At 72.4% G+C, this 26,210-nt stretch carries 19 protein-coding genes and 1 riboswitch; of the genes, 10 read left to right on the plus strand and 9 right to left on the minus strand.

Annotated elements, in window-relative coordinates:
• Positions 1 to 46: 46 nt before the first annotated feature.
• Complete coding sequence (locus KY5_RS28520; protein ID WP_098247528.1) at positions 47 to 259, minus strand: EF-hand domain-containing protein; 213 nt, start codon at positions 257 to 259, stop codon at positions 47 to 49.
• A gap of 81 nt (positions 260 to 340) precedes the next feature.
• On the opposite strand from KY5_RS28520, the gene KY5_RS28525 reads away from it, so the two are divergent.
• Both KY5_RS28525 and KY5_RS28530 read left to right on the plus strand, forming a co-directional pair.
• Positions 341 to 1,000: a GNAT family N-acetyltransferase gene (locus KY5_RS28525; protein WP_098244910.1), complete on the plus strand. Its 660-nt coding sequence runs from the start codon at positions 341 to 343 to the stop codon at positions 998 to 1,000.
• Positions 1,001 to 1,179: 179 nt separating this feature from the next.
• Positions 1,180 to 4,500 (plus strand): helix-turn-helix transcriptional regulator, encoded by a 3,321-nt coding sequence (locus KY5_RS28530; RefSeq protein WP_159072608.1) that lies wholly within the window; start codon positions 1,180 to 1,182, stop codon positions 4,498 to 4,500.
• Here the strand turns inward: KY5_RS28530 and KY5_RS28535 are convergent.
• The 3 genes from KY5_RS28535 to KY5_RS28545 are packed head-to-tail and all read right to left on the minus strand — an operon-like array spanning position 4,482 to position 11,358.
• The gene (locus KY5_RS28535; RefSeq protein WP_098244912.1) at positions 4,482 to 6,185 is read right to left on the minus strand and encodes a serine/threonine-protein kinase; all 1,704 of its coding nucleotides are present in this window, start codon (positions 6,183 to 6,185) and stop codon (positions 4,482 to 4,484) included. The genes KY5_RS28530 and KY5_RS28535 overlap by 19 nt on opposite strands.
• Positions 6,182 to 9,394 carry a hypothetical protein gene (locus KY5_RS28540; protein WP_098244913.1) on the minus strand — a complete coding sequence of 1,071 codons (3,213 nt, stop codon included), beginning with the start codon at positions 9,392 to 9,394 and terminating at the stop codon, positions 6,182 to 6,184. Before KY5_RS28540 ends, KY5_RS28535 begins: the two co-directional genes overlap by 4 nt.
• Entirely contained in the window at positions 9,391 to 11,358 is a 1,968-nt protein-coding gene (locus tag KY5_RS28545) for an HSP90 family protein (RefSeq protein ID WP_234362899.1), read from the minus strand. Before KY5_RS28545 ends, KY5_RS28540 begins: the two co-directional genes overlap by 4 nt.
• A 194-nt stretch (positions 11,359 to 11,552) precedes the next feature.
• On the opposite strand from KY5_RS28545, the gene KY5_RS28550 reads away from it, so the two are divergent.
• Positions 11,553 to 13,091, plus strand: a complete 1,539-nt coding sequence (locus KY5_RS28550; RefSeq protein WP_098244914.1) for an alpha/beta hydrolase — start codon at positions 11,553 to 11,555, stop codon at positions 13,089 to 13,091.
• Between the two features lie 19 nt (positions 13,092 to 13,110).
• Here KY5_RS28550 and KY5_RS41910 read toward each other — a convergent pair whose 3' ends face one another.
• The 5 genes from KY5_RS41910 to gcvT form a co-directional block, all read right to left on the minus strand.
• Positions 13,111 to 13,305 (minus strand): hypothetical protein, encoded by a 195-nt coding sequence (locus tag KY5_RS41910; protein ID WP_159072609.1) that lies wholly within the window; start codon positions 13,303 to 13,305, stop codon positions 13,111 to 13,113.
• 137 nt (positions 13,306 to 13,442) lie between these two features.
• Positions 13,443 to 14,813: an L-serine ammonia-lyase gene (locus KY5_RS28555; protein WP_098244915.1), complete on the minus strand. Its 1,371-nt coding sequence runs from the start codon at positions 14,811 to 14,813 to the stop codon at positions 13,443 to 13,445.
• A 197-nt stretch (positions 14,814 to 15,010) separates the two neighbouring features.
• Positions 15,011 to 16,273, minus strand: coding sequence for a serine hydroxymethyltransferase (gene glyA, locus KY5_RS28560; protein ID WP_098244916.1), 1,263 nt, complete (start codon positions 16,271 to 16,273; stop codon positions 15,011 to 15,013).
• 23 nt (positions 16,274 to 16,296) lie between these two features.
• Positions 16,297 to 16,674 (minus strand): glycine cleavage system protein GcvH, encoded by a 378-nt coding sequence (gcvH, locus tag KY5_RS28565; RefSeq protein WP_098244917.1) that lies wholly within the window; start codon positions 16,672 to 16,674, stop codon positions 16,297 to 16,299.
• Positions 16,675 to 16,749: 75 nt separating this feature from the next.
• On the minus strand, positions 16,750 to 17,874 hold the full coding sequence (gene gcvT / locus KY5_RS28570) for a glycine cleavage system aminomethyltransferase GcvT (protein ID WP_098244918.1): 1,125 nt from the start codon (positions 17,872 to 17,874) through the stop codon (positions 16,750 to 16,752).
• A 149-nt stretch (positions 17,875 to 18,023) separates the two neighbouring features.
• Positions 18,024 to 18,131, minus strand: a riboswitch (glycine riboswitch).
• Between the two features lie 130 nt (positions 18,132 to 18,261).
• On the opposite strand from gcvT, the gene KY5_RS28575 reads away from it, so the two are divergent.
• From KY5_RS28575 to KY5_RS28605, 7 genes are all read left to right on the plus strand, one after another.
• Complete coding sequence (locus KY5_RS28575) at positions 18,262 to 18,948, plus strand: AAA family ATPase (protein WP_199843645.1); 687 nt, start codon at positions 18,262 to 18,264, stop codon at positions 18,946 to 18,948.
• 90 nt (positions 18,949 to 19,038) lie between these two features.
• The gene (locus tag KY5_RS28580) at positions 19,039 to 19,818 is read left to right on the plus strand and encodes an enhanced serine sensitivity protein SseB (RefSeq protein ID WP_098244919.1); all 780 of its coding nucleotides are present in this window, start codon (positions 19,039 to 19,041) and stop codon (positions 19,816 to 19,818) included.
• Between the two features lie 119 nt (positions 19,819 to 19,937).
• Positions 19,938 to 20,750 carry an enhanced serine sensitivity protein SseB C-terminal domain-containing protein gene (locus KY5_RS28585; RefSeq protein ID WP_418952825.1) on the plus strand — a complete coding sequence of 271 codons (813 nt, stop codon included), beginning with the start codon at positions 19,938 to 19,940 and terminating at the stop codon, positions 20,748 to 20,750.
• 340 nt (positions 20,751 to 21,090) lie between these two features.
• The gene (locus KY5_RS28590; RefSeq protein ID WP_055544820.1) at positions 21,091 to 22,095 is read left to right on the plus strand and encodes an ABC transporter permease; all 1,005 of its coding nucleotides are present in this window, start codon (positions 21,091 to 21,093) and stop codon (positions 22,093 to 22,095) included.
• 102 nt (positions 22,096 to 22,197) lie between these two features.
• Positions 22,198 to 23,952: an ABC transporter substrate-binding protein gene (locus tag KY5_RS28595; protein ID WP_098244921.1), complete on the plus strand. Its 1,755-nt coding sequence runs from the start codon at positions 22,198 to 22,200 to the stop codon at positions 23,950 to 23,952.
• Between the two features lie 136 nt (positions 23,953 to 24,088).
• Positions 24,089 to 25,090: an ABC transporter permease gene (locus KY5_RS28600; protein WP_098247531.1), complete on the plus strand. Its 1,002-nt coding sequence runs from the start codon at positions 24,089 to 24,091 to the stop codon at positions 25,088 to 25,090.
• On the plus strand, positions 25,087 to 26,187 hold the full coding sequence (locus KY5_RS28605; protein ID WP_098244922.1) for an ABC transporter ATP-binding protein: 1,101 nt from the start codon (positions 25,087 to 25,089) through the stop codon (positions 26,185 to 26,187). The genes KY5_RS28600 and KY5_RS28605 overlap by 4 nt, the downstream gene beginning before the upstream one ends.
• Positions 26,188 to 26,210 lie beyond the last annotated feature (23 nt).

Below are 26,210 nucleotides of genomic sequence, written 5' to 3' on the forward strand. Positions count from 1 at the left end.
CTGCGCACATCGCGTGTGCGGGGCCCCTCCGTGCGGTCGGCACCGCCTACTTGTTCAGGCTCGCCCAGAACTCGTCGAACGAGAGTCGCTTGTCCGCGTCGGTGTCCTTCGTGCCGATGACGGCCTCGGCCACCGCCTCCGTGACGTAGAAGTCGCCCATCTGCGCCATGGCGCTCTTCCACTCGGCCGCTGTGATGAAGCCGTCGCCGTCCGAGTCGAACCGCTCGAACGTCTTGCGCGCTTCCTCGATGTCCGCCACCGGATCCACCCCTTCTTGGTGCACTACTGACGGAGGTTAGGGTAACGGCCGTCCCGGCACCGGATCACAAGGAGTACGTCCATGGCCAGCGCATCCGGCACGCTCGGGTCCCTCCTCGACGCCGCGGCCCGGGGAAGCTTCCCCGCGCCGGACGGTGCCACCACGGTCGTCCCGCAGCCGGGGCACCGTGACGCGGGCGTCATCGCCTTCACCGCCCACTCGGTCGTCTTCACCGACGAGGACCCCCGGTGGGTGCGGTCCGCGCTCGCTTCGCTCGACTGCGATCCCCTCGCCGCCACCCTCAACGCGCGCTTCCTCGCGGCCTTCATGGACCGCACGGGGCGGACGACGGACACCATCGACCTGCTGACCGTGGCCCCCGCGCTGCCGGGCGGGCCCGCGCCCGAGCTCGGTCTCCGTGAGCTCGGCGACCCGGACCATCCCCGTGTCGCGCGGGCCCGCAAGCGCCGCGACGACGTGCGGGTGTGGGCGTCGGAAGGCTGCGGGGTGCTGGTCATCGGGCGCGGCGTCGCCGGACGGTGGGAGACCGCGATCGAGGTGGGCGAGGACGCGCGCCACCGGGGGCTCGGGCGGGCGCTGGCCCGGGCGGCGCGGCACCTCGTGCCGGACGGGGACGTGGTCTGGGCGCAACAGGCGCCGGGCAACGCGCGCAGCGTGCGGGCCTTCCAGGCGGCGGGCTACCGGCCGGTGGGCGCGGAGGCCCTGCTCTTCGCGCGGTGAGGAGGCGTGGCGTGCGGCGGCGCGGGTGACGTGGACCCCGCTCCGCCCCGGGTTCGTTCTCCAACCGAGACCTTTCGCCACTTCTTGTTCACAAACTGAGATCATGGCCCCCTTTCCGGGCGGGACGCGTGCGGTACAACGTGACCGAGGGGGCCGTGTGCCGCCGTGAGGGGAACGTGGTGGAGACATTCGAAGGGGCGGGGGCTGCCCAGCGGGCGCCGTTCGCGGGCAGGGCGGAGGAGCTCGACCGGCTCGAAGCGCCGCTCGGGCGGGTGGGGAGCGAAGTCCGGCCGGGACGGGGGGACCACGGTGAGGTGCCCGTGGTCGTCGACGTCGTCGGGGAGCCGGGCATCGGCAAGAGCAGACTGCTCACTGAGTTCGCGGCGCGGGCCAGGGCGCGGGGCGCGACCGTGCTGCGCGGGCGGGCAGGGGAGCGCTCGCGCGGCCGCCCGTTCCGCCCGTTCGCCGACGCCTTCGCCGAGCTCGACCCGAGGGCTGCGCGGGCGTTCCCCTCGTTGACCGAACTGCCCCCGGCCGTACGGGGCGTGCCGGGGGAGGGCGCGGAGCAGGGCCGTGCGCAGGGCGCCGGGGACGACCTGTTCGGGCTGTGCCGCGCGGCCGCCGCGGCGCTCGGCGCGCTGCCCGCGCCCGGCCTCGTCGTCGTCCTCGACGATCTGCACTGGGCGGACGCCGCCTCCGTCGAGCTGATCGACCATCTCGTACGCCATCCCGTGCGTGCCCCCTTCCTGCTCGCTGTCGCCCGCCGCGAACGCCAGACCACCGCCTCGCTCGCCGCCGCGCTCGCCAGGGGCGTCGACACCGGCGCCGTACTGCGCGTCGGCCTCGGCCCGCTCGGTCTCGCCGAGTGCGCCGACGTGCTCGCCGCCGGAGTGCCGCGCGAGCGGGCCGAGGAGATGCACGCCGCGAGCCGGGGCAACCCGCTCTACTTCCTCGCGCTGCTGCACGACGGGCGTGGCGGTCATCCGGCGCCCCTCGACGAACTGGCCGCGCTCACCCCGCCCGAGCGCGCCGCCCTGGAGGCGGCCGCCGTCCTCGGCGAGCACGCGACCACCGACACGATCGCCGCCCTCACCGGCGCGGAGCGCGCGGAACTCGTGGGCTCCCTACGGCAGTTGGTCGCACGTGACCTGCTCCGCCCCGACCCCGTGCGGCGCCGGCTCGCGCCCCGCCACCCGCTCCTGTGGGACCGGCTGCGCGCGGGCATCGACCACTGGCGCCGCCAGGAGCTGCACCGTGCCGCGGCCGTCGAACTCGCCGGGACCGGCGCCACGATCGTCGACCGGGCGCACCACGTCGACCGGTCGCTGACCCGCTGGGACCCCGCCGCTGCCGCCGTCCTGACGGAGGCGGCGGAGCGGGTGGCGGCCACCGCGCCCGCCGACGCCGCCCGTTTCCTCGGCGCCGTGCTCCGGGTGCTGCCCGACGCCTGCGAACACCGCGACCTGCGACGCGAGTTGATGCTCCGTCGCGCCACCGCGCTCGGCATGACCGGCGCCGTCAAGGAGAGCAGGGACCTGCTCCACCGGCTGATCGACGACTACGGTCCCGACCTGGAGGGCGGCGACGGAGACGGCGACACGGGCGAGGGCGGTGACGCGGGCGAGGGCGGTGACGGGGACAGTGCGGGGCTGCGCACCGCCGCCGTCGTCCAATGCGCCTTCATGGAGCGCCACTTGGGCCGCTACGTGGAAGCGGGCGCGCTGCTCCGCCGCGAACTGGACCGACGCCCGGGGCCCCCGGGCGCCCGGCGCGCCGCGCTCGTCGTGGAATGGGGCTGCCGCGCCCTGTTCGCCACCCGCTTCCCGCAGGTGCGCGAGGAGGTCGCCCGCACCCTCGCCGACGCCCGCGCGCGCGGCGACGGGCCCGGCACGGCCGAGGCGCTCACGCTGTCCGCCATGGGCGAGGCGTACGAGGGGGAGACCGCCACCGCACGCGCGTACGCGAAGGAGGCCGCCGCGCTCGCCGACGTCCTGACCGACGCCGACCTCGCGGGGCAGTGCGAGTCCCTGGTGCGCCTGGCCTGGAGCGAGGTCTTCCTCGACGACACCGCGGCCGCCCTGCGCCACGTCGAGCGCGGCGTCGAGGTCGCCAGGCGGGCAGGGCGCCCCTTCGCGCTCTCCCAGCTCCTGCTGTGCGGCGCGTACGCCAGGTTCACCACAGGCCGCGTCACCGAGGCGCTCGCCCTCGCCGACGAGTCCGTGGCGGTCGCCCGCGCCCTGGGCGGCGGCGAACTCCTCGGTATCGCGCGGGGTATACGCGCCATGGTCCTCATGCAGGCCCGCCCGCCCGGCGACCCGGAGGTCCTCGCCGCCGCCGAGGAAGCGGTGGCCACCGTCGGCGCGCTGGACGGCTGGTGGGCGACGCTCGCCCGGTGCCAGCTCGCCTACGCGGCCCTGGGCGCGGGCGACCCGTACCGCGTGCGCGACATCCTGCTGACCGCGGGCGGCGGCCACGACCTGCCCCGCTTGCAGCCTTCCGTGCGCCCCAACTTCCTTGAGCTTCTCACCACTTCGGCGCTCGCCACCGGCGACCTCGCGGACGCGGAGCGCTGGGCGGGCCGCGCGCGGGACGAGGCCGACCGGCTCGGCCTGCCCGCCCAGCGGGGGGCCGCGCTGCGCGCCGTCGGACTCGTCCGGGCGCGGCAGGGCCAACTCGAAGAGGCAGCGCGGGCGTTCACCGAGGCGGCGCAGGAGAGCGCCAGGTCGGGAGCGGCGCTCAGGGAGGCGCAGAGCCTGCTGCTCGGCGCCCCGCTGGTGCGCGCCTCGGGTGACGAAGCGCGGGCCGCCGCCATGTGGCGGCGCGGCCGTCGCATCGCCGAGGAGGGCGGGGCGCGGCTGCTGGTCGGGCTCGCGGACGGGGCGGGGAGCGCGGGGAGCGCGGGGAGCGCGGGAGCGCAGGACTCGGCAGCTCACCTGGCCGCACCGGTTCCTTCGGGTCCGCACGGGCAGGGCGTGCCGGATCACTCGGTGGCACCGGGGCTTTCCGGGGCGGGGCTTCCGGGCGTGGGGCTTCCCGGGGCCGGGGGCACCGGATCGCTGGCGGCTGCGGCCGCAGCCGCAGCCGCGACCGCCGCTCATTCGGGCTCCGCGGGGCCGCCCGGCCTTGCCGGACCACCGGGCTTGGCGGGGCCGCCGGGCTTGGCCGGACCGCCGGGCTCGGTCGGTGTGCCGGGCGCAGCGGGTGCGCCGGGCCAAGGGGGTGCGCCGGGCCAGGCGGGCGCGCCGGGCCAAGCGGGTGCGGCGGGTGCTGCCCCCGGCGCCGCGCTCGCCACGCTCACGCCGCGCGAACGCGAGATATCCGCGCTGGTCGCCGAGGGTCTCACCAACCAGGCGGTGGCCGCCAAGCTCTGCCTCAGCACTCGCACGGTCGAGAGCCATGTCGCCCGGGTCTACCGCAAGACCGGGGTGACCTCGCGCGCCGCCCTCGCCTCGCTGATGGCGCGCGGTTCCGTCGGGCGCGGTCAGTCCTCGCGCGGGTAGGCGGCGATCACCTTGCCCTTCGGATCGGCCTTCAGGTACGCGGAGCCGTACGCGTCGGAGAGGTGGACGCTCATGCCGGGCCGCTGGCTCTCGAACACCGTCGACGCGGTGTTCACGACGAGGTAGCGGCTGGTGGGGTGCTCGACGCCGAGTTCCTTCTCCGCCTTGCGGATCAGGGCGGGCACCGCGTCCCAGTCGAAGCCCGCGAGGTTCACCGGGACGGTGCCGGACATCACGGTGCCGCCCGCCCCGTCCCGGGTGGCCGAGTCGCCGCCCCGGTAGGAGAAGGAGTCGTAGCGCTTCGTGCTGCCCTTGACGAGTGCCTGCGCGCTCACGTGCTCCGGGTACACCACGAAGCTGGTGACCTTGCCGCCGCCCATGAGCGGCGTCAGCTCGCGGACGGAGGCGCGGATGCCGTCTGGCGTCAGGAGACCGGCCTTTCCGGCGGCTCCGGAGGACTTGGACGTCTCCGCTGTCCCGGCCGTCTCAGGTGCCTCGGGCTTCTTCCGATCCACGGGCTTCCCGGCGGCGGACGGGGCGGCCGTGCCGCGCGCCTGCCCGGCCCCGTCGTCGGGCACGGGCAGGAACGTCCACAGCAGCACCGCGACGAGGGCGGTCCCGCCGAGCGCGACGAGCCCCGTCGTGATCCGCGCCCGCCGCACCCGCCGCCGTGCCGCACCGGGCCCGAGCGGCGGTGGTCCGGGCGTCGGCGGCGGCGTCGCGGGCGGCGCGAGCCGGTAGGAGGTGGGGGTGGGCGTGGGTTCGGCGTCGGCGGGGCCGCGCCTGGCGTCCGGGCCGCGCGCGTCCGTGGGGGAGCCCGAGGCCGAACCCCCTTCCCTTGAGGGCGAGTTGGCGGCCACGGCGAGAAGCCGGTCCAGTTCCCCGGCCCCGGGCCGTGCCTCCGGATCGCGTACGAGCAGTGCCCGCAGCGCCCCGCTCAGCGGACCCGCGCGCCGCGGGGGCGGGACGTCCTCGCTGAGTACGGCGGCCAGTGTGGCGAGGGTGTTGTCGCGGCGGAGCGGATGGTGCCCCTCCACGGCGACGTACAGCAGCATGCCCAGCGACCACAGGTCGGCGGCGGGTCCGCCCGCGCGGCCGCTGACGCGTTCGGGCGCCATGTAGTCGGGGGAGCCGATGACGGATCCGGTGGCCGTCAGGGCGGTGGACTCGCGGATCGCGGCGATGCCGAAGTCGGTGAGGACGGGGCGGCCGTCCGGACGCAGCAGCACGTTGGCGGGCTTCACGTCGCGGTGCTCGCTGCCCGCCGCGTGCGCGGCGCGCAGCGCGGCCAGGATCTCACGGCCCAGGACCGCCGTCTCCTCGGGCGACAGCGTCCCGCGCCCGATCCTGTCCTGGAGCGAACCGCCGGTGACCAGCTCCATCACGATCCAGGGGTACGTGCCGTCGCCGCCGTCCACGATGTGGTGGATGGTCACCACGTTGGGATGGTCGACACGGGCCAGCGCGCGCGCCTCCCGCAGCACCCTGGCCCGCAACGTCCGCGCGCCCTCCGGGTCGTACTCGGCGAGGGCCGGGTCGGGCGGGCGTACCTCCTTGACCGCCACCTCGCGGTCGAGCGCCAGGTCGCGGGCGCGCCACACCGTGCCCATGCCGCCACCGCCGAGCCGGTCGAGCAGCTCGAAGCGGTCGTCGATCACGCGACGGGCGGATCCGGCCGAGCTCATGCGCTGCCACTCCCGTCGCCGCCGTCCTCCGCGCTCTCGTCCACGAACGCGGCGCACAGCTCCCCGAGTTCGGCCAGGGAGCCGTCCGGGTCGGGCAGTTCGCGCAGCCGGGCGGCGAGGCGGCGCGCCCGTTCGGCTGCGGCCGCCCGCCGTCCGAGGCCCGACTCCAGTCGTACGGCGAAGAGTTCGGCGGCGAAGAGATCGCCGTGCCCGGCCGAGCCGCACGTCGCGAACGCTTCGGTGGCCCGTTCCGTGCCGGCCAGGGCCCGCTCGTACGCGGCGACGTTCTCGGCGTACCGCTGCGGGGTGTCCTGCTCGCGGGAGGGCGGACCGTCGGAGTACGCCAGGTGCAGCTGCGCCAACTGCTGGTGGGTACGGCCGAGTTCGGCGTGGAGTTCGGCACGTTCGGCGTCGTCCCTCGCCCCCAGGGCCGCACGCTCGCAGAGGTCGAGGGCCCGCGCCATGACGGGTTCGGCGGCGTCCGGCCCTGCCGTGTCCCGGGTCTGCCACGCGAGGGCCCGCAGCGCGCGGACCGCCGCCGCGCTCTCGCCGAGCCCGCGCCACAGCTCGGCGGCCCGTTCGTAGGCCCGCACGGATTCCGCCCCGAGCCCCGCGAGGCCCAGTGCCTCCGCGGCCTGCTGGGTGAGCGCCGCGTGGTGGTGCTGATCGGTCCTGGCCGAGGCGGTGTCGGCGGCGAGGGCGAACTGTTCGGCGGCCAGGGCGGGTTCGTCCGTACTCAGATAGGAGTGCGCGAGCCAGACGCGGGCCCGCACCACGTCGCGCGGGTCGTGCCCCGCCGCCGCGAGGTCGGGCAGCACGGCCTCGAGGACGGTGGCCGCCTCGTCGTGGCGGCCGCGCTCGCAGTAGTGCCCGCCGAGCCGGAGCCTGGCCAGGGCGCCGAGCCCCGCGCTCTCGCCCGCCAGATCGGCGAAGTGCGCGGCGTCGATGAGCAGCGCGCCCTCCTCGGCACCTTCCTCGGTGCCGGTCAGAGCCTGGGCCAGGACCAGGCACAGCCGCGCCCGGTCGCGCGGCGCGAGCAGCGGGAGGCGTTCCGGGTCGTCGAGGACGGCGCGTACGACGGTCGCGGCCCGCTGTCCTTGGCCGCGGCTCAGCAGCACCGTGGCGAGCTGGATCTCGGCGTTGGCGGCGAGCCAGGGGCGGCCGGACTCGTGGTGGCGGGCGACGGCCGTGCGGAACAGGTCGACGGCGGCGTCCGGGTCGTCGGCGACGGTGAGCAGCCCGAGGAGCTCGGTGGCCCCGGCGACGTGGGTGAAGACGGCGGGGTCGTCGAGATGGCGCAGGGCGTAGTCGACGAGACTCTCCAACTCGGCGTCGAGAGCACCTCTTTCACTCTTCGGATCCATGCCGCCCCGCATCACGCCGGGCGCCGCCGCGGCCAGCCGCGTGGCGCGCACCCGACAGTGCAGCAGCCACAAGGTGACCACGTCGGTGGTCGTGGCCCCGCCCTTCGGGTGCAGCGCGTCGGCCCGCGCCCGCAGTTGCGCGAGCCGCCCCGGAGTCTCCGGATCGGTCAGGGCGTCCGGACGGCACAGCAGGGCCCGCGCCCGCGAGACCAGCGCCCGCCCGTGCCGCCCGGCCCGCTCGTGACACTCGGCTGCCCGCCCGAACAGCGCGACGCCCCGGGGCACTTGCTCCCCGTTGAGGTCGAGCGCGAGGGCGTCGAGCCAGTCGGCACGATCGGCGTCCGCGAGCGGCCCGCCACGACTGACTTCGAGAGCGTCGACGGCTTGCTGCCAGGCGGTGCCCGCGGCGGGGTGGGAGAGACGGGTGAACTCGCGGGCTTGGTGGAGGAGTTCTTCGGGGGTGGGGGTGGGGCCGGGGTCAGCGCCGATGTCTGGGCCGGAGCCGGAGCCGGTGCCGACGTCACGACCTGAGCCGGAGCCGATGCCGACGTCAGAGCCGGGGCCGGAGCCGATGCCGACGTCAGAGCCGGGGCCGGAGCCGGGGCCGGAGCCGGAGCCGATGCTGACGTCAGAGCTGGAGCCGGAGCCGGAGTCGGTGCCCGGCCCGAATCCAGGCCCGAGACTGACCCTCACGCCCCCGCCCCCCAACGGCTCCCCCCGCAGCCCCAGCGGCAGCGCCCCGCACAGCGGCTGCGCCGCCATCGTGCGGCGGGCGCGGTCGGAGACGGCCGTGGTGCCGTTGCGCACGTCGAAGCGGGCCGCGAGGTCGAGGGCCGTGGTGCGTGCGTGGTCGAGGAGCGTCGCCGCGGTCCACCGACCGCCGGAGGGCCCCGTTCCGGGTACGGGCACGGGCCCCGGGACGGAGCGCTCCCCGTGCCCGAGTTCGACCAGGCGGCGCATCAGCAGGGCCGTGCTCACCAGCCAGTCGTGGCGGGCGAGCGGGTCGCCGTGCTGGGTCCAGCGCGCGCCCTGCTCGGCGAGGATCTCCAGGCCGCGCGGCTCGTTCCCGGTGAGCGCGCAGAACTCGATGTGCAGACCGACGACGGGTCCGAACGTCTCGTCGGAGCGGACCATGCGGTAGCCGCGCAGGTGGTGGGCGCGGGCCCGGTCCGAGCCGCCGGTGCGGACCAGGGGGAGGAGGGACCAGGCGAGGGTCTCGTGCGGCTCGCGGTTGCAGCTGTGGGTGCCGTCGAGGACGGGCCGCCAGCCCTTGAGCGCGCCGGTGTCGTCGCCGCGTTCCAGTTGCCAGAGGCCGTCGAGGGCGCACTCGCAGGCCAGGCAGTCCGACATCTCGTCGCGCTCCGCGGCCGTCCACGCGGCGTGCGCCCGGGCGGCGCGCGCGGTGTCGCCAAGATGTCTGGCGAGCATGAACTCGCAGCCGTGCACGGCCCGTTCGGAGTACCCGGCGACGCGGTAGCGGCGCCGCATCTCGGTGAGCCACTCCTCGATGGAGGCGAGTGGCACGTCGTACTGCTGCCGCGCGTCCCCCGCCACCCACTTGAACATCCAGTGCAACTGGTGGACGTCGTCCTCGTCGAAGTCCTCGGGATGCTCGTCGTACAGCCGGAGCAGCCGCGCGAACGGCACGAACATCTTGTTGCACTCGGCGCTGAACGAGTACGCGTGGACCAGGGACGCGAGTGCCTCCACGAGGAGCGGCCGCTCGCCGGTGGCCGCCGCCTCGTCGGTGAGCGCCTCGGCGCGGGCGTTGCGGGCGCTGCCGTACGGCTCGTCGTCGAGCCGGAAGATGTCGGCGCGGATCTCGTGGCTGGGGCGGGCGGTCATCGGGGCTCCCCGGCGGGTCGTTCGGTCGGGTCGTCGTCGGGCCGGTCACCGGCCCGGTCGGCGGGATCGGGCGCGGCCCCCGCCTCTCCGTACGCGGGCGCTACCCCCGCCTCTCCTCCGTACGCGGGCGCCACCCCGGCCTGCCCGTACGGGCCCGAGGCGACCGCCCCGTACGGCCCCCCGGCGCCCTCCAAGGGCCGCACCGCCCAGTCCAGCAGCCCGAGGAAGGCCCGGTTCAGGAGCGCGGAGTCGGCGGGCCGCAGCGGCCGCTGGGACATCAACAGGGCCTGCCCGTACAGCGCTTCGACCGCCGTGGCGGCGAGCCGCGGGTCGGGCGCCGCGGCCGTGCGGTGCACCAGCGGATTGAGGTGGTTGAGGACGAGCCGCGCCCGCGGCCGCCCGGCGCGCAGCGAGCCGAGGATGTCGGCCCACAGCCCGTCGGCGGCCTCCGCCGCCTCGGCGCGGGCCCTTTCGTGCCGCGTGTCGCGGTCGTCCAGGTGCAGGGCGGGGACGCTGACCGGCTGGAACGCGCGCAGGACCACGTCGCAGCCGAGCGGTTCGAGCGCGGCGTTGGCGACGGAGAGGAACGGGGCGAGCGCGAGTTCCCGTGCCGGGTCGACGGTGTCCAGGTGCGCGGTGACGGTGTCGGTGTCCAACTCGGCCACCACGCTGCCGGGCCGTGCGACGGGCAGCAGTTCGACGAGTTCGGAGTCGTACGTGTAGCCGCCGTTGACGACGCCGATGCCCTGGGCGGCGGCGATGGCGGAGACCTGACGGAACTCCTCCGCGGTGCGGGTGAAGTGCACCACCGGGTGGCGGCGGGCGAACTCGTCGAGCGAGACCGTGCCTTCGGTCGTCTCGAACGGCAGCCACGGCAGCATGACGTGCAGCAGCTGTGGGTCGTGCCGGGCAAGGGACTTCACGCCCAGGTGGTGGACACCGAGGAAGTGCGCGAGCCGCTCCCTGTCACCGGCCGCCAGCTCGGTGAGCCAGCCGCGGATCCGCTCGCCGAGCACCTCGCGCACCGCCGCGAGGGTGTCGTCGTCGTAGAGGTTCTCGCGGGACGCGGTGGGCCGCAGGCTGTCCGAGTCGAGGACGCAGCGCACGAAGAACGCCCAGTCCGGCAGGAGTTCGTCGGCCCGCTCGGTCAGGAGCATGCCCTTGAGGTGGACGCGGTGGGCGCCGCGCTGGGCGGGGCTGACCGCGGTGGGCAGGACGTACGCGACGCCGCGCAGGCCCGCGAGCGGCACGTCGAGGTCGATGGCGTCCAGCGGCGCGAAGCCGAACGTCTCGCGGCAGTGCGCGGCGAGCGCGGCCCCGCGCGCGTCGGGCCCGGAGTACGCGCGCTCCCACACGGCGGGCCGCTCGGAGACGGGCACGTCGCCGACGCGTACGTCATAGGGGAGCAACGCCCCGAAGTGGCGGGCGAGTTCGGTGACCCGCTCGGCCCCGAGCCAGTCGGCGCACCCGGCCCGCGCGGTGAGGTGCACGGTGGTACCGGGCTCGGTGCGGGCCGCGTCGGGCAGCGTACGGACGGTGTACGAACCGTCGTCGCGGGCCCGCCACTCGACGGGCGGCGCCGAACGGTCCCGCGCCGAACGGCTGACGACCCGGATCTCCTCGGCGACGACGAAACAGGCGAGCAGCCCGATGCCGAACTGCCCGAGGAACTCGGCCCGCGCGCTCTCCAGGCCGTCCCGCTTGGAACTGCGCCCGATGGTCGCGAGCAGCCCGTGCACCTCGGCCTCGGTGAGCCCGACACCGCTGTCCTCGACGCGCAGCCCGCCGTCGCCGGGCTGGAGCCGCACGACGGCGGGCGCGTCGGGCTCGAAGCCCCTGCGCGCGGTCACGGCGTCCACGCCGTTCTGCAGCAGCTCGCGCAGATAGACCTTGGGGCTGGAGTACAGGTGGTGCGAGAGGAGGTCGACGAGCCCGCGCAGGTCGACCTGGAAGCTGTGTGACATGTGTGCGGCGCCTACCAGGTGATGACTCGTGCGGTATGGATGCGCATACATCCGGAGTGAGCCTGTCAAAGGTCCGGGCCTTCGGACATCCGTAGAACTACGCAATTGCCTACGCAATCAAGACCGGCCCCGCGGCTCGCGCCCGAGGCCCGCCGGGGCATGCTTCTCCCTGAACCGATCCTGGGAGCACCCCGTTGAACCGCGCCGCCCGGCACGTCCGTCCACTCCTCGCCCTGTCCTTGGCCGCGCTGGCCGCCACCTCGCTGGTCGGCTGCAGCGCCGCGGACGGCTCCGGCGCCGAGGAGCGGGCGGCGCTCAAGCCGTTCTACGCCCAGCGGCTGAAGTGGACCGCCTGCGGGGACGGCCTGCGATGTGCGCGCCTGACCGTGCCCAGGGACTACGCCCACCCGGAGAACGGCAAGACCTTCGTCCTGCCGGTGGCGAAGGCGGTGACGGCCGACCCGGGCGAGCGCGTCGGCTCGCTCGTCTACAACCCGGGCGGGCCCGGCGCGTCCGGTGTGAGCGACCTGAAGTCCGACGGCGGCGAGGCGTTCAGCGAGTCGGTGCGCGCCCGCTTCGACATCGTGTCCTTCGACCCCCGGGGCGTGGGCGGCAGCGAGCCCGCGGTGAGGTGCGACGAGGACACCGGCGAGGAGTCCGAGCCCGAACCGATCACTCCCGCCACCACCAAGGACCGCGCCCGCGCCTTCGCCACCGCCCGTGCCGAGGCCGCCGGGTGCGTGCGGGCCAGCGGCGACGTCCTGCGCCAGGTCGGCACGGTGGACGCGGCCCGCGACCTGGACGTCCTGCGCGCGGCCCTCGGCGAGTCGAAGCTGACCTACCTCGGCTGGTCGTACGGCACGAGCCTCGGCACCTCGTACGCCGAACAGTTCCCGCACCGCGTCCGCGCGCTCGTCCTGGACGGCGCGATCGACCCCTCCCTCGACTGGCGCGAGCGCGCGCTGAGCCAGGGCACGGGCTTCCGCAGGGCCGTGGACGACTACGCCGAGCAGTGCGCCGACATCGCGGGCGACAGCTGCCCCGGCGCGACCCCGGCGGAGATATCGGAGCTGATCGAGGACCTGTACGAGGAGGCGGCGCGCGAGCCGCTGCCGGTCGATGACGAGGACCTGTACGACGTCGACGCCAGGACGCTGCTCGACGTCGTCACGGCCGCGATGTACACCCCGGAGGACGAGTGGGAGGGCCTTTCGGATGCGCTGACCGAGGCGGCCGACGGTGACGGCACGAAGCTCGCCGCGCTGGCGGAGGACGAGGAGCCGTCCACCGACTCCCACCGGAAGGCACGCGGCACGGCCCCCGAGAACGATGACGCCGCCATCATCGCCGTCAGCTGCCTCGACACCCCGCACCCGCGCACCCCGGGCCCCTACTGGGACGCCCTCACCGCCGCGGAGAAGTCCGCGGGCGTCTACGGCACCTCAAGCGTCGTCGACGAACTGACCTGCGCGAACTGGCCGACCGGCACTCAGCGCCCCCACCGCGTCAGCGCCAAGGGCGTCCCGCCGGTCCTGGTGGTCGGCACGACGGGCGATCCGGCCACACCGTACGAGGAAGCCGAGAGCCTGGCCGACCAGTTCCCCGGCGGCATGCTCCTCACCTACGAAGGCGTGGGCCACACCGCGTACGGCCGCGCGGGGTCCTGCGTCACCGAGGCCGTAGACGCCTACCTCATCGACCGGAAGCCGGTCCGCCCCGGCGCCACCTGTTAGCTGTCCGGGCCTCGGCGCGTCACCGCTGGTCCGGGATGTCGCCCTTGCCCTTGGAGTGTGCTTCCCAGACGGGCTGCCGCTGCTCGGCCCGCGGGGCTCGTGGCCGCGCCTGGGCTCTCCTGCCCCGGTCCCGTGTTGCGGCACGGTAGCCGATCAGGGCGGCGAGCACGGTCGACACTCCGCCGATCAGCGCTGCCAAGACAGTCGGGTCCACAGGTCCTGCCCCCTCCGCGGTCCGTGGCCCTCGGCGAGGGTGAGCCACCGCCGCCGAGACGTGTGCCTACCGGCATACCCGAGGACTCCTCACCGCATGCGGTCGACCGCGACCGCGCCGATGGACGGGGCCGGGCCTCAGCACTCGATGATGTTCACCGCAAGCCCACCCCGAGCCGTCTCCTTGTACTTCACGCTCATGTCCGCCCCCGTCTCCTTCATGGTCTTGATGACCTTGTCGAGGGAGACCTTGTGGGAGCCGTCGCCGCGCATCGCCATCTTCGCGGCGGTGACCGCCTTGACCGCCGCCATGCCGTTGCGCTCGATGCACGGGATCTGGACGAGGCCGCCGACCGGGTCGCAGGTCAGGCCGAGGTTGTGTTCCATGCCGATCTCCGCGGCGTTCTCGACCTTCTCGGGGGAGCCGCCGAGGACCTCGGCGAGGGCGCCCGCGGCCATCGAGCAGGCGGAGCCGACCTCGCCCTGGCAGCCGACCTCGGCGCCGGAGATGGAGGCGTTCTCCTTGAAGAGCATGCCGATGGCGCCCGCGGCGAGCAGGAAGCGGACCACGCCGTCCTCGTCGGCGCCGGGCACGAAGTTCATGTAGTAGTGCAGGACGGCGGGGATGATGCCCGCCGCGCCGTTCGTGGGGGCGGTGACGACGCGGCCGCCCGCGGCGTTCTCCTCGTTCACGGCCATCGCGTAGAGCGTGATCCACTCCATGGCGCGGGCCTGGGGGTCGCCCTCGGCGCGCAGCTGGCGGGCGGAGTTCGCGGCACGCCTGCGGACCTTGAGGCCGCCCGGCAGGATGCCCTCGCGGGACATGCCGCGCGAGACGCAGGACTGCATGACGCCCCAGATGTCGAGCAGGCCCGCCCGGATCTCCTCCTCGGTGCGCCAGGCCTTCTCGTTCTCCAGCATCAGCGCGGAGATGGAGAGGCCGGTCTCGGAGGCCAGGCGCAGGAGCTCGTCGCCCGTGCGGAAGGGGTGCTTCAGGACCGTGTCGTCGGGGACGATCGGGTTCTCGCCCGCCACGGCGTCCTCGTCGACGACGAAGCCGCCGCCCACCGAGTAGTAGGTCTTCTCCAGGACGAGCGCGCCGTCATGGCCGTACGCGAAGATCGTCATGCCGTTGGCGTGGTACGGCAGCGCCTTGCGGCGGTGCAGGATCAGGTCCTCGTCGAAGTCGAAGGCGATCTCGTGCATGCCGAGCAGGTTCAGCTTGCCCGTCGACTTGATCTCCTCGACACGGTCGTCGGCCGACTCCACGTTCACCGTGCGCGGCGACTCGCCCTCCAGGCCGAGCAGGACGGCCTTGGGGGTGCCGTGCCCGTGGCCCGTGGCGCCGAGCGAGCCGTACAGCTCGGCGCGTATCGCGGTGGTGTGGGCCATCAGGCCCTCGTTCTTGAGGCGGCTGGCGAACATGCGGGCAGCGCGCATCGGACCGACCGTGTGGGAGCTGGACGGGCCGATGCCGATCGAGAACAGGTCGAAGACCGAGATGGCCACGGGAAACTCCAATGGTGGTTGGTAGACGCCGTTGTCTGCCGGGTGGTGCAGAAGTACGGGTGGTGCGGGTCGTGCGGGTGACGCGAGTGGCGCGGTGGCGCCGGGCGCGTGACGTGGTGCGGGGCACCGCGCCCACTGTCCTCAGTGTCCAGTGTGCGCGGTGCCCCGGAAGAACGTACGAACTAAAGCGTACGAAACTACTTCAGGCCGGGGTACAGCGGGTGCTTGTCGGCCAGAGCGGTCACCCGGGCCTTGAGGGCCTCCGCGTCGAAGCCCGGCTTGAGGGCCTCGGCGATGACGTCGGCGACCTCGCGGAAGTCGTCGGCGTCGAAGCCGCGCGTGGCGAGCGCGGGCGTGCCGATCCGCAGGCCCGACGTGACCATCGGGGGACGCGGGTCGTTCGGGACGGCGTTGCGGTTGACCGTGATGCCGACCTCGTGGAGGCGGTCCTCGGCCTGCTGGCCGTCGAGCTCGGAGTCGCGCAGGTCCACCAGGACCAGGTGCACGTCCGTGCCGCCGGAGGCCACGCCGACGCCGACGGCCTTCGCGTCGTCCTGCACCAGGCGCTCGGCCAGGATGCGGGCGCCTTCCAGCGTGCGCTGCTGGCGCTCCTTGAACTCCTCGGAGGCCGCGACCTTGAAGGAGACGGCCTTCGCGGCGATCACGTGCTCCAGCGGGCCGCCCTGGAAGCCGGGGAAGACCGCGGAGTTCAGCTTCTTCGCGAAGTCCTTGTTGCGGGCCAGGATGATGCCGCCGCGCGGGCCGCCCAGGGTCTTGTGCGTGGTGGAGGTGACCACGTCCGCGTACGGCACCGGGTTGGGGTGCAGACCCGCGGCGACGAGCCCCGCGAAGTGCGCCATGTCGACCCACAGCTTCGCGCCGACCTCGTCGGCGATCCGGCGGAACTCCGCGAAGTCCAGCTGGCGCGGGTAGGCGGACCAGCCCGCGATGATCACCTTGGGGCTGTTCTCCTTGGCCAGGCGCTCGACCTCGGCCATGTCGACCAGACCGGCCTCGTCCACGTGGTACGCGACCACGTTGAACTGCTTGCCGGAGAAGTTCAGGCGCATGCCGTGGGTGAGGTGGCCGCCGTGCGCCAGGTCCAGGCCGAGGATCGTGTCGCCGGGCTGGGCGATCGCGAAGAGGGCGGCCTGGTTGGCGGAGGCGCCGGAGTGCGGCTGGACGTTGGCGTACTCGGCGCCGAACAGGTCCTTGACCCGGTCGATCGCGATCTGCTCGGCGACGTCGACGTGCTCGCAGCCGCCGTAGTAGCGGCGGCCGGGGTAGCCCTCGGCGTACTTGTTGGTGAGGACCGTTCCCTGGGCCTCCATGACGGCGACCGGAGCGAAGTTCTCCGAGGCGATCATTTCCAGGGTGGACTGCTGGCGGTGGAGCTCGGCGTCGACGGCGGCGGCGACGTCGGGGTCGAGCTCGTGGAGAGGGGTGTTGAGAAGCGACATCACACGATCCCTATCGGTATGGGTCAGCCGGCGGTGAATGCGGTGTACTCGTCGGCGGACATCAGGTCGTCCGGCTCGCCCGAGATGCGTACCTTGAACAGCCAACCGCCCTCGAACGGGGCGGAGTTGACCAGCGACGGGTCCTCGACGACGTCCTGGTTCGCGGCGACGATCTCGCCGGTGACCGGGGCGTACAGGTCGCTGACCGACTTGGTCGACTCCAGCTCGCCGCAGGACTCGCCCGCGGTCACCGTGTCGCCGACCTCGGGGAGCTGGGCGAAGACGACGTCACCGAGCGCGTTGGCCGCGTGCTCCGTGATGCCGACGGTCGCCACGCCGTCCTCGGTGGCCGACAGCCACTCGTGCTCCTTGCTGTAACGCAGCTGCTGGGGGTTGCTCATGTCCTGAATTCTCCTGTACGCGGGGGAGTGCTGATGAACGGGTGGGCCGAGGGGGTCACGCGCGGGGCGCGCGGGTCACTTCTGGCGCTTGTAGAACGGCAGTGCGACGACCTCGTACGGCTCGTGCGTGCCGCGGATGTCGACGCCGACTCCCTGGGTGCCCGGCTCCGCGTGCGCCGCGTCGACGTACGCGATGGCGATGGGCTTGCCCAGCGTCGGGGACGGGGCACCCGAGGTGACCTCGCCGATGACCTTGCCGTCGGCGACCACGGAGAACCCGGCGCGCGGCACCCGGCGGCCCTCGGCGACCAGGCCCACGAGCTTGCGCGGCGGGGCGGCCTCGGCGCGCTCGGCGGCGGCCGCGAGCGCCGCGCGCCCCACGAAGGTGTCGGACTGCGAGGTCTTCTCGAACTTGACGACCCGGCCGAGGCCCGCGTCGAACGGGGTGAGGGCGGCGGTCAGCTCGTGCCCGTACAGCGGCATGCCCGCCTCCAGGCGCAGCGTGTCACGGCAGGAGAGCCCGGCGGGGACCATGCCGACGGGCGTGCCCGCCTCCATCAGCGCGCCCCACAGCTTCTCCGCGTCGCCGGGGGAGACGAAGAGCTCGAAGCCGTCCTCGCCGGTGTAGCCCGTGCGGGCGATCAGGGCGGGGACGCCCGCGACGGTGCCGGGCAGGCCCGCGTAGTACTTGAGCCTGTCCAGGTCGGCGTCCGTGAGCGACTTCAGGATGCCGGCGGACTCGGGGCCCTGGACGGCGAGCAGCGCGTACGCGTCGCGGTCGTCGCGGACCTCGGCGTCGAACTGGGTGACCCGGTCGCTCAGCACGTCCAGGACGGTCTGGGCGTTGGAGGCGTTGGCGACGACCATGTACTGGGTCTCGCCCAGGCGGTAGACGATCAGGTCGTCCAGGATCCCGCCGTCCGCGGCGACGATCATGGTGTAGCGGGCGCGGCCGACGCCCACGGAGCCGATGTTGCCGACCAGCGAGAAGTTCAGGAAGTCGGCGGCCTCGGCGCCGGTGACCGTGATCTCGCCCATGTGGGACAGGTCGAAGAGACCGGCCTTGGTGCGCACGGCGACGTGCTCGTCGCGCTCACTGGCGTACCGCAGCGGCATGTCCCAGCCCGCGAAGTCGGTCATGGTCGCGCCGAGGGCGCGATGCACGGCATCGAGGGCGGTCAGACGGGGGGCAGTGCTCATGAAGGGAACTCCCAGGGCATGACGGGCGAGGTCGATCCTCCCCATCTGTCATCGGAACCTGAGAGGTTCGCCGGGAGTGGCCCCGTACACGGGGTACCCGGCTTGCACCTTGGGTGGGACCGCGAGGGCGGTCCGCTTTTCAGATGTGCCTCGCCCGCGCGGTACGGGGCCTGAGAGATTCAAGGGAGGGACTTGCTCCTTCGGCGCCCCGGGCACGCGCTGCGTGCTGGCTCCGGGAACTCTCCCGCGCGGATTCAAACGGCCGGTATGGAGTTGGCGGGCACATCATTGCACGCGACCCTGCTGAGGGGGAGCCGTGGCCCGGGAATGCCCTTGTGCCGCATTACCTTCTCTTTACACTTGCCGGGGAAGCAGTACGTGACCGCTATGGGGAGGCCGATCACGGTGCGCAGCAAGGCCAGTGTCTACGCCACGACCACGGGGGTGGCGCTGCCCAAGCAGGCCATCGCCCCGGCACGGGAGAGCTGTGTCCCGCTCCCCGGCGTCGTCAGGGACCTCAGGCAGCGGTCGGGGCACAGCCCGCACCGCCTCACCTTCGCCGCCGGCGACCTGGTCGTCGTCTCCGGCCTGCCGGGCGGCGGGAAGTCGACGCTGATGCGGCAGGCGGTCGGCGGCCCGCGCGTCGACTCCCAGGACACCCGCGACCGCTGGGCCCGCCGCATGCCGAGGCGCCTGCCGTACGCGGTCTACCGCCCCCTGGTCCGCCTCGCGCACTACGCGGGCCTGCGCCGCGTGCTGCGCTCCGGCGAGAGCGTCGTCGTGCACGACTGCGGCACCCAGGCGTGGGTGCGCCGCTGGCTCGCCCGCGAGGCGGCGCGGCGCGGCACGACCCTGCATCTGCTGCTGCTCGACGTGCCCGCGGAGACCGCCCTGGAAGGCCAGCTGGCGCGCGGCCGGGGCGTCTCGCGGTACGCCTTCGCCCGGCACCGCAGAACGGTCGGCCGCCTGGTCGGCGCCGCCGAGCGCGGTGACCTGCCGCGCGGCTGCGGCTCCGCGGTGCTCCTGGACCGCCGGGCCGCGGGGGTGCTGCGGGGGATCGGCTTCGAGAGCTGAGTCCGTCTGAGTCCGTCGGCTGAGCCCGCCGCCCCTCGGGGGTTAGGGTTCGAGCCGCAGGCAGAGCGGTCGCGAGCAGGGGTTGGACAGATGGACTTTCCGGCGCAGGCACATGCCCATCCGTACGGCGGATGGCCGGGCAACGAACTGGAGGAGGTGCTCGCGGCCTCCCTCGGCGCCTCGGCCTCCGCGGGCGGGCGCATCGTCGAGGTGCTCGGCCGCAGCCCGATCTGGATCCCGCTGCCGAACGGCGGCGGCCCCGAGAACGGCACGCTCGACCTGCCGACGCTGGAGATCGAGGGCCAGGCGTACGTCCCCGTCTTCAGCTCCGAGCAGCAGTTCCGCCAGGCACTGGGCGAGGCGGCGGACCGCATGGGCCACACCGTGGCGCCCGCCGTCGAGTTCGCGCGCGGCCTTCCCCCGCAGCTGGGCATCGCCCTGAACCCGGACGGCACCGTCGGCGTCCCGCTGCCGCCCGCGGCCGTCGCCGAGCTCTGCCGCGCCGGGCGCACCCCGCTGGACGGGCCCGCGGGCGGCGGCCGGGTACGTCTGTACGAGCCGGACTGGCAGCACGACCCGGTGGACTTCCTGGCCGCGGCGGGCCGGGAGTTCGAGGCGACGGGCGTGGTGCTCACCGCGCGCCGCTGCCTCGCCGACATCGAGACGGACGACCCGACCCTCTTCATCGGCGTCGAGCTGTCCACCTGGGACGGCAACGCGCGCGACCTGCCGATGGAGGCGCTCGGCCGGGCGCTCGGCCAGGTGCCCGCGCCGTGGCCGGTGAACCTCGTGCTGCTCGACGTGGCGCAGGACCCGGTGGGCGACTGGCTGCGCGAGCGGGTGCGGCCCTTTTATCACCGCGCGGGCTGAGGCCCCGTACGTCAAGTCCGCGCCGGGATCGCCGCTTAAGCTGGTTCCATGACCCGGCCGGGGCACAGTGGTGCCCGGCGACGGGGTTCGTCGGATTCGTCATGAAGGGGCGGTTACGGGTGAGTGCGTCGGGCACGGCCGCGGGCGATGGGGTCTCCCCTGGACGAGCTGGTTCGAGCCTCGGGGGACAGGTCGAGCAGGTGCTGCGCCAGGTGACGCCGGGGCGCTACGACGCCTACGAGGCACTGCTGCGCGCGCTCGCCGCCGACCAGGTGTGGATGCTGCTCTGGCACGGCCAGGCCGGATCCCCCGACGCCCAGTACGGGAACATGGAGATCGAGGGGCTCGGTTACGCACCGTGTGTGACCTCCGCGCAGGAGCTCTCCGCGAGTGGCTGGAACCGTAGCTACGAGGTGGTGCGCGGCATTGACGTGTCCCGCACCCTCTATCCCGATCACTACGGCCTCTGGCTCAACCCGCACGCCCCGGGCGGCGGCGTCGGCATTCCGTGGCTGGATCTGCGCCGTATCGCCTCCGGCCTCGACCTGCTGCCCGCGGGGCCGCTCAGGCTGACCGAGCCGAGCATCGAAATCCCCCAGTTCTACGCCCTGTTGACGCAGAACGCGCACCGCACGCCCGCGGTCCGCTCGCTGCGCAGGGCCTGGGTGCAGCCCTCGCTCGGTGCGCCGTATCTGGCCATCGGCCTCGATGTGTACGACACCTCGCCGCCGTCGGTCGACGCGGTGCGGACGATGATGCAGCAGTCCATCGGGGCCGTGCCCGAGGGGCTGCCCGTGTCGACCGTCGCGATGTCCGACGAGGACGACCCGGTCGCGATGTGGCTGCGCGCGAACGCGAGGCCGTTCTACGACCGCGAGGCCCAGGCGGCTCCCGCGCCCGCCGGTGGCTACGGCTACCCCGCGCAGTACTGAACAGCGCCACTCACCGCTCATCGAGACGCATCGCGGTACTGAACAGCGAGAACGGGCGTGATGTCCGTTCTGATGCTGGTGGGGCCCTATGGGCTTCTGTGACGCCTTGCACCCCAACTGCCCCGTGTTCGACCCTCGTTCACTCGCGTCCGCATAACGGAACACCTCGATCAGCATCACGTTTGCGCATCCTTTCACCGCCAAGGCTGGTAACAGATCGCGACGGGGATGAAGACTCCCGCTCCAAGGGGCCTTCGCCCCTGTGTACGACGGACTGATCACGTCGCTACAGCGGCAAGTGCGGGCCGGTCACCACCGGTTGAGAGGGGTCCCTGCCACGATGACGGCACCATTGCATGACACACCTGCGGACGCGGACCCGACCGAGGACGTCGCCCCCGCAGTTGATGCAGGGGTGAAGAAGGTCGAGGGTCGGTCCCTCAAGCAGATCGCCTGGAACCGCCTGAAGCGGGACAAGGTCGCCCTGGCCGGCGGCATCACGGTGCTGGTCCTGGTGCTTGTCGCCATCTTCGCGCCCTTGATCGTGAGCCTGCTGGGGCATCCGCCCAACGACTTCCACCAGGACAAGCTCGACGAGCTGACCAACCTGCCCAAGGGCGCGCTCGGCGGAGTGAGCAGCGACTTCCTCTTCGGGGTCGAGCCCAACAAGGGCCGCGACGTCTTCAGCCGCATCGTCTACGGCGCGCGGATCTCGCTCCTCGTGGCGTTCCTCGCGGCCATCGTCGCCGTGGCGCTCGGCACGCTCTTCGGGATCATCGCCGGTTACTTCGGCGGCTGGGTCGACGCGCTGATCAGCCGAGTGATGGACGTGCTGCTCTCGTTCCCGCAGCTGCTCTTCATCATCTCCCTGGTCTCCGTCCTGCCGGACGACCTGCTCGGCCTCACGGGCACCAGCGTGCGCGTCGCGATCCTCGTGATGGTCATCGGCTTCTTCGGCTGGCCGTACGTCGGCCGCATCGTCCGAGGCCAGACGCTTTCGCTCCGTGAGCGCGAGTACGTCGAAGCGGCCCGCAGCCTCGGCGGCGGCCGACGCCACATCCTCTTCCGCGAGCTGCTGCCCAACCTGGTCGCCCCCATCACCGTCTACGCGACGCTGATGATCCCGACCAACATCCTCACGGAGGCTGCCCTCAGCTTCCTCGGCGCCGGCGTCAAGCCGCCGACGGCCTCGTGGGGCGGCATGCTGCGCGACGCGCTCGAAACCTACGAGCACGATCCGATGTTCATGGTCTTCCCGGGCGTGACGATCTTCATCACGGTCCTGGCCTTCAACCTCTTCGGCGACGGGCTGCGGGACGCGCTCGACCCGAAGGGGACGCGCTAGAAGTCCTCAACTGACTTGCCCCTGCCGCATGTCAGGTGGCTCTACCCATGGTTCTCCGGCAGCTCATGGCCAGGGACCGCGAATCTCGGAGGTTACGAGAAAATGCCCACAGTTTCCTCGAAACGACGGCTCACCGCTGGTGCGGCCCTCGTCGTCGCGGCGCTGGTGACCACCACGGCCTGCGGCAGCGGTGACGGTGACGGTGACGGCGGTAAGGGTGCCGGTTACAACGCGGCGCTCAACAAGGTCGCCAACGCGTCCAAGAAGAAGGGGGGGACGCTGAAGATGGTCGGCAAGCAGGACCTGGACTCCGCCGACCCCCAGCGTGCCTACTACGGCATGTCGTGGGACTTCATGCGCTTCTACACGCGCCAGCTGGTGTCCTACGACACCAAGCCGGGCAAGGCGGGTACGAAGCTGGTCCCGGACCTCGCCACCTCCACCGCGAAGATCTCCGACGACGGCAAGACCTACACGTACAAGCTGCGTGACGGTCTCACCTGGGAGGACGGCTCCAAGCTGACCTCCAAGGACGTCAAGTACGGCATCGAGCGCGCCTGGGCGACGGACACCATCACCGGTGGTCCCGGCTACATCCGCCAGACGCTCGACCCCAAGAAGGAGTACAAGGGGCCGTACAAGGACAAGGGCGGTCTGAAGGCGATCGAGACGCCCGACGACCAGACGATCATCTTCAAGCTGCCCAAGCGCAACGGTGACTTCGAGCAGTTCCTGGCCATGCCCACCGGTTCGCCGGTGAAGGAGTCCAAGGACACGAAGGCCAAGTACACGCAGCGACCCTTCTCCGCGGGCCCGTACAAGTTCCAGACGTACAAGTCCAACAAGAAGATCGTGCTGGTCCGCAACGACAAGTGGAAGAAGTCCTCGGACCCGATCCGCGCCGCGCTGCCGGACAAGATCGACGTGACGATCTCCGCCAACCTGGAGGAGAACGACAAGAAGCTGATGGAGGGCGACTTCGACGTCGACCTCAACGGCACGGGCATGACCCAGTCCGGCCGCGTCACCGCGGTCTCGGACCACCGTGCCAACGTCGACAACATGCACACGTCCTTCGTGCGCTACGTCGCGCTGATCCACACCGCGAAGCCGTTCGACAACGAGCACTGCCGCAAGGCCGTCTTCTACGCCACGGACTTCGCGAGCCTGCAGCAGACCCGCGGCGGCAAGGTCGCGGCCGGTGACATCGCCAACAGCACCTTCCCGGTGGCGATCCCCGGTCACAGCGACTACGACCCGTACGGCGTCCTCAAGCGCAAGGGCAAGCCGGACCTGGCCAAGGCCAAGGACGAGCTGAAGCAGTGCAAGATGCCGAACGGCTTCAGCACCAAGCTCACCGCGCGCAACAACAACCCGGGTGAGGTCGACGCCGCCGAGGCGCTCCAGGCCCAGCTCGCGAAGGCCAACATCAAGGTCGACGTCGACGCCCTCGACGGTGCCGACACCTCCAGCATCACCGGCTCGCCCTCCGTCGTGAAGAAGCGCGGCTACGGCATGACGATGAGCGGCTGGGGCCCCGACTTCCCGTCGGGCCAGGGTTACGCGCAGCCGCTGTTCGACAGCCGCTTCCTGAACCCGACCGGTAACTACAACGAGTCCCAGATCAAGGACAAGAAGATCGACGGGCTCTTCGACAAGGCGATCGCCGAGACCGACCCGGTCAAGGCGGGCGAGGTCTACAAGGAGCTCGACAAGCGGATCCTGGACCAGGCCGACTGGATGCCCTTCCTCTACGAGAAGAACATCACCTGGCGCGGTTCGAGGCTCACCAACGCCTACATGTCCGACGCGTACAACGGCCGCTACGACTACGTCTCGCTCGGCGTCGTCAAGTAACTGCCCCCGCAGTACCAGTAGTTGATTGACCGTCACATCGCCGCCGAATCCCGCCAGTCCGAAGGGCAGGTGATGGCCCCGGGCGATGACCGGGACCCCTCACAAGGGGGTCCCGGTCACCGCCGGGCCGCGCACAGTGCTTGCTTATCTCATCCGGCGCCTGATCGCCGTAATCATCATGGTGCTGGTCGTACTGCTCGCGACCTTCACCGTCTTCTTCATGCTGCCCAAGTGGGCGGGACAGGACATCGCCGTCCTCTTCGCCGGCAAGGCCACCGGAGCCGAGCAGATCGAAGGCATCCGGACCAAACTCGGACTGGACGATCCACTTCTCGTCCAGTTCTGGGACTTCATCAAGGGCATCCCGATGGGGCGCGACTACGTCAACGGAAGTGACGTCACGCACTGCCCCGCGCCCTGCTTCGGCTACTCCTTCCGCACCGAGGCGCCCGTCTGGGAGACCCTCAAGGACGCGCTGCCCGTCACCGGCGCGCTCGCCGCCGGTGCCTGTGTCCTGTGGCTCGTCGCCGGTGTCGCCACCGGTGTGGTCTCCGCGCTCAAGCGGGGTTCCATCTGGGACCGTGCCGCGATGACCACCGCCCTCGGCGGCGTCTCGCTCCCCGTCTTCTTCACCGGCATGATCGCGATGGGCATCTTCGTCCACCAGCTCGGCTGGGTGAAGATCGCGGACAGCCTCAGTACCGACGACTCACCAGGGGTCTGGCTCCAGACCCTGATCCTGCCGTGGATCGTCCTCGCCTTCCTCAACGCGGCCATGTACGCCCGCCTCACCAGAGCCACCATGCTCGAAGTGCTCGGCGAGGACTACATCCGCACCGCCCGCGCCAAGGGTCTCGGCGAGGCCACCGTCATCCGCAAGCACGCGCTGCGTTCCGCGATGACGCCGATCCTCACCGTCTTCGGACTCGACCTCGGTGTCCTGATGGGCGGCGCCGTGCTCACCGAGTCCACGTTCAACCTGCCGGGGCTCGGCCTCGAAGCGGTCAGGGCCATCAGCAGCAAGGACCTGCCCGTCATTCTCGGCGTGACCCTGTGCGCGGCGCTCGCGATCGCCGTGGCCAACCTCGTCGTCGACCTTATGTACGCCGTCATCGACCCGCGAGTGAGGCTGGGATGACCGAACTGTCCAAGAGCGGAGCAGCGGTGGGCGAACCCGTCGCCGCGGACTCGCCCGCTCCCACCGCCTTCCTCGAGGTGCGCGACCTCAAGGTGCACTTCCCGACCGACGACGGCCTGGTCAAGTCCGTCGACGGGCTCAGCTTCCAGCTGGAGAAGGGCAAGACCCTCGGCATCGTGGGCGAGTCGGGCTCCGGCAAGTCGGTCACCTCGCTCGGCATCCTCGGCCTGCACACCGCGGGCCAGTACGGCGCCCGCCGGGCCCGGATCTCCGGTGAGATCTGGCTGGACGGCAAGGAGCTGCTGAGCTCGCCGCCGGACGAGGTGCGCAAGCTGCGCGGCCGCGAGATGGCGATGATCTTCCAGGACCCGCTCTCCGCGCTGCACCCGTACTACTCCATCGGCAAGCAGATCACCGAGGCGTACCGGGTCCACAACGACGTCGACAAGAAGACCGCCCGCAAGCGGGCGGTCGAGATGCTCGACCGGGTCGGGATCCCCCAGCCGGACAAGCGCGTCGACTCCTACCCGCACGAGTTCTCCGGCGGCATGCGCCAGCGCGCGATGATCGCGATGGCGCTGGTGAACAACCCCGAGCTGCTCATCGCGGACGAGCCGACCACCGCCCTGGACGTGACCGTCCAGGCGCAGATCCTCGACCTCATCCGGGACCTGCAGAAGGAGTTCGGCTCCGCCGTCATCATGATCACGCACGACCTGGGCGTGGTCGCCGAGATGGCGGACGAGCTCCTGGTCATGTACGGCGGCCGGTGCGTCGAGCGCGGCACGTCGGAGAAGGTCTTCTACGAACCCCAGCACCCCTACACCTGGGGCCTGTTGGGCTCGATGCCGCGCATCGACCGCGAGGAGACCGAGCGGCTGATCCCGGTCAAGGGCTCCCCGCCCAGCCTGATCAACCTGCCGAGCGGCTGCGCCTTCAACCCGCGCTGCCCCTACGCGGACATCCCCAAGGACCAGATCACCCGCAAGGAGCGCCCGGAACTGCGCGAGGTGGCCGCGGGGCACTACACCGCCTGTCACATGGGGCAGGAAGAGCGCACCCGGATCTGGACCGAAGAGATTGCGCCGAAGCTGTGAAAGACGACGTGAAGGGCCGTGAG

It is taken from the genome of Streptomyces formicae, from assembly GCF_002556545.1.
In the GTDB taxonomy this organism is placed as follows: Bacteria; Actinomycetota; Actinomycetes; order Streptomycetales; family Streptomycetaceae; genus Streptomyces; species Streptomyces formicae_A.